The following is an 11,716-nucleotide window of genomic DNA, read 5'->3' on the forward strand; positions in this document are numbered from 1 at the left end:
TATCCGTCGATCAAGATCGGACAGTGAGCGGCAATGCTCATTGAACGTCAACCGGTCGGCCACCCGCTGGTGATTGGCGGCGGTAATCTGTCGCAAGCTGTCCTGGCCCCACTCAGCTGGCGTGGCCTGCGGAATGCTGTCGCAGTCCTGACTATGTTAGCATTCCTTCGTCGGCAAGCGGGCTAGAGGGGCGCATCACCCGGTCTAAGCCTCTGTGATGGCAAGCCAATTCCAAAAGGGCGCGCGATGGTACAACACTTGCTGTGCTCTCCGCAGCTGTCGCAGCTTTTGGAGCAACACCGTGCACAATGTCGTCTGCATCAAACAGGTTCCGGACTCAGCGCAGATCCGCGTGCACCCCGTCACCAATACAATCATGCGTCAGGGAGTGCCGACCATCATCAACCCGTATGACCTGTTCGCGCTCGAGGCCGCGCTGGAGCTGCGCGATCGGTTCGGCGGCGAAATTACCGTGCTTACAATGGGGCCGCCATCGGCGGAAGATTCTTTGCGAAAGGCGCTGACTTATGGCGCCGATCGCGGCGTCCTACTCACCGATCGCTACTTTGCGGGCTCCGACACCCTGGCCACAACGTATGCACTTGCAACAGCCATTCGAAAAATTGGTAAGGACTATGGCCCGACAAACCTCATCTTCACGGGAAAGCAGACCATCGACGGCGATACGGCGCAGGTTGGGCCCGGCATCGCAAAGCGGCTGGGCGTATTGCAACTGACCTACGTTGCGAAAGTCAGATCCTTAGATCTCGCCGCCCATACAATTGAAGCGGAACGACGCTCCGAAGGCGGTGTCCAGGTGCTGCACACGAGGCTACCCTGTCTCATCACCATGCTGGAGGCAACGAATCAGATTCGGCGCGGCGCGATGGAGGATGCCTTGCGTGCCGCGCGTGCCCAAATCGTGAAATGGAGCGCAAACGATGCCGGTATCGAAGACGTCTCCAAATGCGGACTCAAGGGATCGCCGACCGTCGTCAAGCGAGTGTTCGCTCCCTCTGCGCGGGCTGAGAAGGCGGAGCTGGTCGAGGCAGCCGAACAACCGGCGCCGGCGTTGATAGACGCAATTTTCAAGCACCAACCGAAGCTCGAAGCCGATCTTGCGGCACTTGTCCGCGACGTTTGATCTGGAGAGTCCTCATCGTAACGGTCCGAGGATGTCTCAACACCATGAGGCACACGCGTCCAGTGAGCGCGCAAAGATGTAGGTAGGAATCTCAGCCGGCGACCTTCGCATTCTGGTCCATGGCGTTCTTCGATTGCTCGCGATCACCTGGGACCGCATGTTCCGTAGACCACGTTCTGGCCTCGATCGATGCCCGGAGTTAACCGCGATTGTCAGGCGCATCGACAAAGGGCTGCGCATGCCTCCAGATCCCACTATATGGTCATGTTCGACGGCGTTGAGGCGACCGCTTCTCGCGTAGTTGTCACGAGCGAAGACGGATTACGTCAGCGATCGGGATCACCATGCTGGCGCACGAACGCCAAAAGCGCTGTCCAGGGCGCGAAGCCCACCTATGTGGTACCTTTGGACCAATCTCCGCGATTCAAAAGCCCTATACCCGTTGTGAGTGGCGGCTGGCCCATCGCCGTCTGGTGTCCGACGGCCGTGCAAGTGCTGTCAGGTCTAGTACACTGCAATGACGAGTCGGTCGCGAGCGTTATGCCAATGTATTCAGGCTGTGGAGCGAATGCACGAGTTGGCACGGTGATTGCTGTAAACGTGCAAGAAGACAGCGTGGTGGCGCTCGCGAACGTGAAACATAGCGGCGGTCTCTTTGAGAAGCTCGTGCCGGCCAGCAGCCGGCATTACGCGCGGCTTGCCGCCGAGACCCTAAGAGCCAGGTAGATGCGGATAATCCTTGCAATGCTATACGAAGCTCATAGCGTTTCGATCAACTTGCAGGAGCAGCGACCGCGAGAGCCTGCGCGGCGCAATATCTCACCATGAATCTGCAAGCGAATGCTGGCCCTGCCGAGAATTCGCGGCGTCGGACTTTTCGTGCACCGAAATCCGTCTGGCTCGCCGCCGCTCAGTTGATCTACACGTTCCCTTCGATGGGCGTGAGCAGGACTGAGCATGCCGCTGTCTGCCACCGCGAAAGGTGGCCACCAGGAATTGCGCCTGGATGGTGAACGCGATCACAAGCCCATCGAAAACCAACGAACTCGCGGCAGCCAATAGTTGGCCCGGATGCGAAGTTGCTCCGCCAAGGACCATTCTCTCCTCATCTCCAGGGGTCAAATGACATCTCAACCGTCTCGATTTACTCCCGATCAGCCTCCGCAGATATGCTGCGAGTATTTGACCGAGCAAGCGCGAGCCCTGTTCGGCCCGCACCCATTCGCTGTGGAGATGTCCGAGGACCAGGTCGCAAGCCTGCTCCCTGAATATCTGGCGATGTCACAGGCCTTCCCATACCTGCAGGCGGGGTCGCAACGGGATCTCATATTCGATGCAATGAATCACAATCGCGATCTTGCGAGGGACATTGAGCTGACTAGCGTGGTCGGAAATTTCATCTGTTGGGATGAGACGGGCGGTTATGGCCAAATTCTCCAGGGCGGCAAGGCGGCGCTACCCGATATTCTGGTAACTGAGAACTTCCACTCCAATCTTTTTAGAAAGGATGCGTCGCAACTACTCGGCAGAGCAATACGACCTAACTACAGCGCCACGACGAAGCGGTACCTGCATTCTCTCTATACCGGATTGTCATCGAAAGATCCCTTGGTGCGTTGCGCCTACATGGTCGCTTTTGAGCTACATGCTGCCGACATGATCCAGTCGCTATGGACCACTTTGGTCAAAACCTTCAAGGCGCGGCCTGACGATCTTGAATACTTCCGCAGCCATGTCGGCGGAGAAGATCCCGCGGAGAAGTATCACGCAGAAATGACAAGCCGGCTTATTGGCGAACTTGTCCCGGCTCACCGCAATGAACGCTTTTTGAGTGAATTCGATCGAGCCTATCGGATCAGCGTGCATTGGTGCCGCGATATGCTCCGAATTGTCTCACTTAAGGGAGATGATCACTCGGAGATCGAACACCGTGGCCGTTGTCATTGTGGTTCTGTCAAGTTCTACGTCAAAGCACCGCGAGAGCTCTCTGCAGTTCGATGCAATTGCTCAATCTGCCAAATGTCTGGATTTCTGCACTTGCTCGTACCTGGCAATAAGCTCGGCATTGAGTGCGGCGAAGAATTTCTCACGGCGTATCAGTTCAACAAGAACATCGCTCGGCACACGTTTTGCCGGGTTTGTGGTGTAAAGCCATTCTATACGCCGCGGTCGAACCCCTCCGGATTCAGCGTAAACATTCGATGCCTGGATAACAGGACCATCGAACGCATAACAATAAGCGAGTTCGATGGCGAGCATTGGGACCAAGCATTCCGCTTGATGCACCAGGATCTGGAGCCATGCGTTGAAGATAAAACCCTGGAGTGAACTCGAATGGCGCGCGCAATGAATCAGAAATCCCGTCTGCTTTCAGAAGAAGCTTTGACAAAGTACCGCATTGAGCTGTTGGTGAAGGGGACGGTCGTGATCGGCCCCGAGATATTGTTCACCCAAGATGACTTGGCCATGATCGAACAGCTGCAGGCTGAGATTCCTGAAGAAGAAGTGAGGGAGGGAGATGCCGGCGACTCCCACAATGTTTTCGTCAAACGCGTGAGGGTCGACCCGCCCGGCCGCGCTCCTAGCGACGCGAATGGTGCAGCTCCAGGGCAGATCATGAAACTACTTGAAAGGAAGGACCGAAGCTTCGCGCTAAGAAAGATTTTGGGAGCCACGTCAGATTACGTGGTTCGCCGATGCCAAATGCATCGGATGCCTCCTGGTTCTTTTGTTGGCATTCATCTGGATGCTGCGAGCGACCCGGATTTCGAGTACTCGGTGATTGTACAGCTGGCGAGGGACTTCGACGGGGGTGAGTTCGTGGTATATCCAACCCGGTACGAACACCAGGTATTCCGACCGCCATTTGGCGCCGTGCTTGTCACCACATGTAAGCTCCGGCACGAGGTGAAGCCTGTGCTGTCCGGCGAGCGCCGATCGCTGGTCTACTTCTGTTCAAAACGAAGCGGCGCGAACCGCCGGATCATTGAAAGCTCGACCGCTGACGTATGAGGTGGGGTGGCTGAAATCGCTTCCCAGTGAATTTGGTAACGGGGTGAGCTTTCAAGAAAGGGTGGTAGCTTTGCCATCTTGTGCTCAGACTGTCTTTCGCAAAAGCTGCCACGGCGATGTGCATGTGGAAGAAGAGTTGCAACGGATCGAGCCGGATCTCGCCGCCCCGACCCGATTCGTTCAACCTGCGCAAGCCGAGTTGCTGCGCTTGATCCCGAGCCAGAGCGACCGCGTACAAACCTTCCAGCAGATCGTCATGATCAGGATGGTAACGGCACCGCCGATTTCCTGTTCGTGCCTGTGAACGATGCTGGCGTTACTGGCGGCGGCGCCCACTGGTCCTTCTGTTGGTTGACGCGTGCCTACCGCGCCGGTTGCCTATCACTATGCCTCCGTCGGGTCTTCCAACAGTACCGTTGCAGAACAGCTCGCAGCACGTCTGGGCGTCCGTCTGCAAGCGGCCCGCTGGCCCGGCAGCAGAACGGCCATGATTGCGGGTTCTACGTGGTAGACGCGACGCTAGCGCTGATTGGACGATTGGCGCGGGGCAAGCGGCCAGACAATGAGCCGCTTCACCTCGGGCACCTCATCGCCGATTCGCCAACACTCCAGGGGCGACTTAAGGATGGTCGGAATTGGGGCTGACAGAGCTCGAGCTAGACGAGGCAAACATTCGCGTCGCTTCGTCAGGTACCGCGCGCGATTGAAAGCACGGACAAGTTCAGATGAATTCAGCGGTTGAAGATGTGGTCGCTGGGATACTCAATCAAACCATCCGCAGTAGCTGGTGCTGCAGATCGCGGGCCGCGGGCCTATTGCGCGCAATCACAAGGCACTCCACCGTGCCGGCCTCTTGATCGGCGGCAAGCGGGATCACTCCTTCCTTGCGTGCGCGGTTGAACAGAAATCCTTCCTTGACAAAACGATCATGCGCTGTTTGGAGGGATCCTGATCGAACATTTCTAACGGATAAAATAACGTTGCAGCCGGAATAGTCGAAGCCCAGCAGCCGAACGGCAATGCTGTGTAACACCGAGCCGCCACCCCAGCGGCCGTTCGCTTCATTAAACAGCAACCGTCCGTCATCAGCGAAGATGGCGTCAATGTTGATCATTCCGCGATATCCCAGGTTTCGCGCGAGCGTCACAAATCGGTAGGCATGCGCCTGGGCAGTCAACCATTGCTCGTTCCCCAGGTCGCTTGGAAGCTCAAGTCCTGTCCAGATCAGAGTTCTTTCGGATCGATCCGTGCTTTTGCGCAAACGTATGTTTCCACTGTTCGTGAAAACAATTGAACCATCATCCTCGATTTCATACTCGAGATAGAACAAAGACTTGGCGAGGTGGTACGACTCCACGACCAGCGTCTTACACGATGCCGTTGTCATCTCAGACCAAAGCGCGTCAGGATCAAACGACGGCCATGGAATCCATCGGGTATCTCTTGCCCCAGGTAGTGGATCGCTTTCATTGCCGGTCAGGATAACATTTCCGACTCCACCGGCTCCATTGTCCAGCTTTACAATGACGCTCCCGGTCTCGGTTCTGAGGGAAGTGACCGCTCTGAATAGTTCGTTCGAGTCCGTCGTGACAGATCCATTGGGCAGCGGAAGTGCGACGCTTGTCGCCAATTGACGGAAGTGGCTCTTGCGGTTCAACAGATCAGGCCCTCGCTGCAGAGCGAAGTCGTCGCCGGTCTGCGGTATGCCCAGCATGGCCGCCAGGCGTGCGACGCCTTCAGTAGAGTAGCAGGGATATAATCGCCAGGTTGATCTCTGACGAATATGTCTGTTGATTCGCTCAACAACAGTCTTGGAAAGGAGTGTGCAATCATCAAGGACCGGCGATTGGCTGCCGCCTTGAGGTACAAGCAGACAGAGACTCGATGCGTCGAAATCGAGCGTCGCGCCAATGAAGGATAGCAGATCCGCCGGGATGACTACTGGGGAGACTATCAGGTCACCCTCATGAGCAAACCACGCTGAACGGTATGCCGAGTTGGCGGCCAGCGAAAGTTGAGCTGGTGTCAGATCGGCGCCCGACATTTGAGCTGTACCGGCATTCATGATCAGGATCCGCGGCATCCGCGACCTCCGGGCATTTGGACGCGATCAGACAGGGATCGTGATGCAACAATGCTGAACTTGCTCTGCCGTGGTGAGGCACTGAGTGAGGCTCGATTTGGCGCCGTCCTGCTCCGAGAGAGGATAGGTCGGTGCTTTCGCATCGACCATTGCATCCCCAGAAAATTCGGCGTGCTGAAGCTGAGGATCGGGATCCGGTCTCCCCTCTGGACGCCGAGCTGGCTCTTGAAGGCGAGCGATCCGCTCAGTCTGTCCGTTGAGGCTGACGTAGCTGAGAGCCTGCCCTTCGAAATGGATAGCAGTTGTGTCGCGAGCATAGGTAGCGTTTCCCTCGTCAGGCTGCAGAGCTCAAACTCGCTATTCATGCGCCTCACGCCCGCATAATACGTTTGCCGCGAGTTGCTTCCGCCGCAACCCGGAATTGCTTGGCGAGGCCCCGATCACATGTCTCGGTTGGCTCTTGTACAGGCTGATCACACGGCCTTGGAAGGACCCGGTTTCTCATGGTTCTCTTGGGTTGCGAACAATCGATATTGCTTGAGGGATCTCGGGCGATTGATCACTCACTCTGTTCTGCTGGGGAGCGGTCGTGTGCATCTGTCCGTAGTGATAGATACACCAGGAAGACAGTTTCTTGCCGCGTCTTTGGTATACAGGCTCGCCGCACATATAGGCCTCTCTGGCATCTCCATCTTTGAAGCCGATGATGCAACGGCATTGGCCTTCAATATGGTCGATCAACAGGACCTTCTTGAGGCCGTCGGGCTCTTTCAACTTGCTGCTCCATAATGCCAAGCAATATCATCCGATGCCGCGCTGGTCACGCGGAGCGACAATTGCAGCTCAGGCTCTTTGAGAACCTGCGCAGGCCCGACGTCTGTCGCACCTTTGCGCGATGGAAATGCCTTGCCTTCACGGGAAAGCAGTTTGGACAGAGCGGAAAGCCCGTTCGGCGAACTGATCTTGGCGCGGTGTCGCGCCAGAGGAGGGGCTTGGTTCAGATTCGGGAAGCAGCGTCCTACACTTAGGGGTTTCGGATGGAGGTCTACGTCGGTCAATTCTGACCTCGCCGGCCCTCTGGTCCCCCGGTCCAGAACAGCCACATAGTCTTGCTTCCGGAATGGCGAGCCATTCAAAGCTACGTTCGAGCCATAGCGCCGCAATCGGGCTTGGCTGCAGCGCCCTTCCGACCGACCCGGCACAGGGGTTGAGGATGACCGGCCATGGGAACGGAGATCTGACCAGCTGAGACATTCGCAATCCTTCACAATCCCGGCGGCAGACCGAGATAGGCCTACCTCAAGACCGTACAACTTAACGTTACGTCCGATTCAAGCCCTTTTATGCAGGCGTGTGAACGTGGCCAAGCTCTCGAATCGGGCCGCCGGCCGGTTTGGTGTCGCGCGCATTCAGCGCTGCGATTTGCGTCAACAAAGTTCGTCTCCTTTTGAGATCAGGGTCGCTGCCGATAAGCCCATGGTCGGAAACATTTCGCCATATTGCGACCAAGTGCTCGCTACCTTTGCAGCGGGTTACCCGCCTGACCTCCGCTGCCGTCACTGGATAGCTCAGGCACTTCTATCCTACGCTGACCTTGCAATGCCAAATCCGGCATCCGACCGATACGTTTCGATGAGGTCGGCCTGAGGGGGCGCAGCCTGCAGCCCTTCGGGGAGGGTGAGGAACGATCCTGCGAACGTGCCGCCGGCCGTCATCAAACGCGCGTCGCGATCACTGACTGCGCCTGGCGTCGAGATTACCGCAGCGTCTGACAGAGGCGGTACAGCAGCCGCGCGCGAGGTTCAATCGACGAGATGTAGAGTTGCTCATAACGCGTATGCGCGCCCTTGCCATCGACACCAAGACCGTCAAGTGTCGCGGTATGCGGCGCGGTGAAATTGCTATCGGAGCCGCCGCCGCTGAACGCGTCGAGCAGCTCGAAGCCAAGCTCGGCGGCGAGCTTTTTGGCGTGTGCGTAAAGTGCGGCACCGGCACGGGTCTTCTTATATGGCGGACGGTTCAATTCGCCTGATACATTCACGCTCACGCCCTCGGTGCGCGAGCTGATGCCGAGAATCTGCGGCACCAGCTCGTCGGCATTGGCCATGGTCGGGACGCGCATGTCGACTTGCGCATAGGCCAGTTCCGGGACCACGTTGGGCCTGGTGCCGCCGCGGACGACGCCGACATTGACGGTGATACCGCGCGTGAGATCGTTCATCGCCTCCAGCGTCCGGATCACATGGCCGAGTTCCCGGATCGCGCTGCGGCCGTCCTCGGAGCGCGTACCTGCATGCGCGGAAGCGCGCTTGATGAATACGTCAAAGCGCGCCACGCCTTTGCGCCAGCATGTATTTCGCCTTGCGGCCCTCGGCCTCGATCAGCCCGCGAGAGGTTGGGCTGCCGATCTCTTCGTCCGAGGCATAGAGTGCGTGATGCCGAGCGGCGGGCGTGCATCATCGGCGCAGAGTTGCCGGAATGCGTGATAGGCGAGGTAGGCACCGCGTTTCATGTCGTAGATGCCGGGGCCGAACGCACGGTCGCCCTCGATCTTGAATGGTAGCCGTTCGATGGATCCCATCGGATGAATTGTGTCGAGATGGCTCAACACCAGAATGCCGGTACGCCCTGCCCCCAAGAAGAGCGGGTGACCAAATGATCGTCGCAGCCGTCATGCCCCGCAACGCGCTCGACGCTGGCCGGCAGGTCGCGATAACCTGCTGCGACGACATTAGCCAGTTTGTTGATCTGATCCGGCCGCTCCGTCGGAGATTCGATCAGGACCCAGCGGCGAATACCCTTGAGAATCGGGGCGATTTCGAACGCGTTGCTGACATAGTTGTCTGACGCCTTTGAATTCGACTTCTCATCGCTTCTGCAAGATCATGACACCACCATGTACTCACATCAAAATCGAGCCCGAAGATCTAGAGAAGCGCCAACCGTTGTGACCCGGGGCGTGCCTCTAGACCCGATCCTGCTGCGGCAACGAAACTACTCGCCTGTCGATCACAACTGATCTACCAAAGCTGGTAGTTTTCGACAGGATTATGCAGCTGAGGCTGTATTGGACTTGGACGTTCTGGTGAGCTGTTGTTGACGTCCCTTAAATCGTGGACTGACCCTTACATCGTGGAATGATGCCCCTATAATCGTAGACTGGCGCAACGTTGAATCTCTTCCGCAAGAGAGTTTCGCGACGCCACCAGGCCCGGTGCGTGCGCAGCATTCGGTATGCAACGGAAGCGGTGATCTCGACCCCGAAACCTCGTTCCCGACAGTTGATAGTGATGCTGGTTCTTGCATCTGCTGGCCAACGAGGCCAAGCTCCGCGCTCGGGGTGGCCAGGCGTCGGGCGGAAGCTCCCGCGCCGAGCCGGACTGCCGAGCGGACTGCGCGGCCGACGAACCCGGCTGCTCACGAGCTTGCAGCCCAGCTCTCGGTTCGCCGCGATGAACAGCAAGCAGCTTGCAAAGATGCGTAAGCGTCGTTCCGCTCCCACCTTCTCGCGGCACATCGGATAGGCGAGTTTCACGATCTCTTTGAAGGGATCGGCTTGTGTCTATGCTTGACCATACGCTTAAGTCGGACGTGACGGCGCGCCGGCTGGAAGTGATCACGGAGACGGGACGCCGTCGTTGGTTCTCCAAGGACGACAAGGCCCGGATCGTCGAGGAGACGCTGGTACCAGGCGCGGTCGTTTCCGAGATTGCCCGACGACACGGGTTGATGCCGCAACAAGTGTTCACTTGGCGTCGGCAGGCGCGCCGGTCGCCGACGCCGATGGCTGACGATCCGCCGTTTGTACCGGCGGTGGTAGACGCCATGGCGCCAGTCGCGGTTGCTGGCCATGAGCGCAAGACAGCGCAACGCAAGGCCAAGCAGGATGTCCGGACTCGCCATTGCGACGCCGGGGGCATCGAGATCGAAGCCGAAGGCGTCACTATCCGGGTCGGCCGAGGCGCGGACGTGGCGATGATTGCGGCCATCGTCCATGCGCTGAAGGCAAGCCGGTGATCGGCCCGTCCGGAACTGTCCGGGTGATGGTGGCAACCAAGCCGGTCGACTTCCGCAAGGGAATGGAGGGGCTTGCTATGTTGGTGCGCGAGCACATGAAGTCCGATCCGTTCTCGGGTGCTGTTTATGTGTTCCGAGCCAAGCGCGCGGACCGGATCAAGCTGATCTTCTGGGACGGTACGGGTTTGTGCCTGTTCGCCAAGCGGCTCGAGGAAGGCGTCTTCCGCTGGCCGAAGATCGAGGATGGCGTGATGCGTTTGTCAGCGGCGGAATTGTCGGCGCTGCTCGAAGGGCTCGATTGGCGGCGTGTCCACGCAGCGCGGGAGACGGTCGTCCCGACGCAAGCCGGATAATTGTGGGCCGCGCTGCGGCGAAGTGAATCAGGGGCATCGAGCACGTCGTCAGGCGGGCGCGAATATGCTCTGATTTGCCTGTGAGCAATAACCTTCCTGATGATCCCGAGACGCTGAAGGCAATGCTGCTTGCCGAGCGGCACGAGAGCGAGCGGCTGCGCCAGATCATCAAGGAGCTGCAGCGTCATCGCTTTGGCCGGAAGGCCGAGACGCTTCCCGAGGAGCAGATGCTGCTCGGTCTCGAGGACGTCCAACAGGTTGCAGCCTGTACGGAAGCCAGCCAAGACGAGACAGCTCCGGAAGGCCGAGCGGAACGCGCACGCACGCGCCGCGTCAACCGCGGAGCACTACCGGCGCATCTGCCGCGGATCGAGGTTGTCATCGATATCGACGACAAGACCTGTCCCTGCTGCAAGGGCGACCTGCATCAGATCGGCGAAGACAAGAGCGAGCGGCTGGACATGGTGCCGGCGCAGTTCCGCGTTGTCGTCACCCGACGTCCCAAATACGCCTGCCGAGCCTGCGAAGATGGCGTCCTGCAGGCCGAGGCTCCGGCCCGGCTGATCGAGGGCGGACTGCCGACGGAGGCAACCGTCGCCCAGGTCCTGGTGTCCAAATATGCCGATCATCTGCCGCTCTACCGGCAGGCCCAGATCTACGCCCGCCAGGGCATCGCTCTCGATCGATCGACGCTGGCGGACTGGGTTGGGCATGCTGCCTTCCATCTGCGCCCGCTGCATGAGCGCCTTCTCACCGTGCTTCGCGCGAGATCCAAGCTGTTCGCTGACGAGACGACGGTGCCGGTGCTCGATCCCGGCCGAGGGCGCACCAAGACCGGCCAGCTCTGGGCCTATGCCGCCGACGACAGGCCCTGGGGCGGCCTCGATCCGCCCGGCATCGCCTACGTCTATGCACCCGACCGCAAAGCCGAGCGGCTGTTCAGCCATCTTGCCGGCTTCAAGGGCGTCCTGCAGGTCGATGTGTGTGGACGCCCCAGTAAATGCAAGCAAAATATAACTTCGGAACAGGCATGTGGTCGGGTGCTGACGTGTGTCCGGCCTCGTGATGCGACCTCGACACGTCGCGGGCCCTTATGGAATGCGTGGA

The 11,716-nt window shown here is 58.7% G+C and carries 9 protein-coding genes and 1 pseudogene; 7 read left to right on the forward strand and 3 right to left on the reverse strand.

Annotated features, from left to right (window positions below; genetic code table 11):
- Window positions 1–301 precede the first annotated feature (301 nt).
- From CV770_RS11570 to CV770_RS41550, 4 genes are all read left to right on the forward strand, one after another.
- Entirely contained in the window at window positions 302–1,144 is an 843-nt protein-coding gene (locus CV770_RS11570) for an electron transfer flavoprotein subunit beta/FixA family protein (RefSeq protein ID WP_104462427.1), read from the forward strand.
- Window positions 1,145–2,377: 1,233 nt separating this feature from the next.
- Entirely contained in the window at window positions 2,378–3,472 is a 1,095-nt protein-coding gene (locus CV770_RS11575; protein ID WP_245453737.1) for a GFA family protein, read from the forward strand.
- A gap of 18 nt (window positions 3,473–3,490) precedes the next feature.
- Window positions 3,491–4,156, forward strand: coding sequence for a 2OG-Fe(II) oxygenase (locus CV770_RS11580; RefSeq protein ID WP_245453738.1), 666 nt, complete (start codon window positions 3,491–3,493; stop codon window positions 4,154–4,156).
- 124 nt (window positions 4,157–4,280) lie between these two features.
- Window positions 4,281–4,460, forward strand: coding sequence for a hypothetical protein (locus tag CV770_RS41550; protein WP_146101276.1), 180 nt, complete (start codon window positions 4,281–4,283; stop codon window positions 4,458–4,460).
- Between the two features lie 462 nt (window positions 4,461–4,922).
- On the opposite strand, the gene CV770_RS11590 is transcribed toward CV770_RS41550, so the two are convergent.
- The 3 genes and pseudogenes from CV770_RS11590 to CV770_RS11605 form a co-directional block, all read right to left on the reverse strand.
- A complete protein-coding gene (locus CV770_RS11590; RefSeq protein WP_104462430.1) occupies window positions 4,923–6,239 on the reverse strand; it encodes a preATP grasp domain-containing protein in 1,317 nt (438 codons plus the stop codon).
- Between the two features lie 501 nt (window positions 6,240–6,740).
- Window positions 6,741–7,013: a hypothetical protein gene (locus tag CV770_RS41555; protein ID WP_146101277.1), complete on the reverse strand. Its 273-nt coding sequence runs from the start codon at window positions 7,011–7,013 to the stop codon at window positions 6,741–6,743.
- A 982-nt stretch (window positions 7,014–7,995) separates the two neighbouring features.
- Window positions 7,996–9,056, reverse strand: a pseudogene (locus CV770_RS11605) (M20 family metallopeptidase).
- 747 nt (window positions 9,057–9,803) lie between these two features.
- Between CV770_RS11605 and tnpA the strand changes: the two are divergent.
- The 3 genes from tnpA to tnpC all read left to right on the forward strand — a co-directional run.
- Window positions 9,804–10,256, forward strand: coding sequence for an IS66-like element accessory protein TnpA (gene tnpA, locus CV770_RS11610; protein ID WP_104462433.1), 453 nt, complete (start codon window positions 9,804–9,806; stop codon window positions 10,254–10,256).
- Complete coding sequence (gene tnpB / locus CV770_RS11615) at window positions 10,253–10,609, forward strand: IS66 family insertion sequence element accessory protein TnpB (RefSeq protein ID WP_104462434.1); 357 nt, start codon at window positions 10,253–10,255, stop codon at window positions 10,607–10,609. The genes tnpA and tnpB overlap by 4 nt, the downstream gene beginning before the upstream one ends.
- 122 nt (window positions 10,610–10,731) lie before the next feature.
- Window positions 10,732–11,716, forward strand: a 985-nt coding sequence (gene tnpC, locus CV770_RS11620; protein ID WP_245453741.1) for an IS66 family transposase, incomplete at its 3' end; no start/stop codon positions are given.

The sequence above is a fragment of the Bradyrhizobium sp. AC87j1 genome (assembly GCF_002936975.1).
GTDB classification, from domain to species: Bacteria; Pseudomonadota; Alphaproteobacteria; order Rhizobiales; family Xanthobacteraceae; genus Bradyrhizobium; species Bradyrhizobium shewense.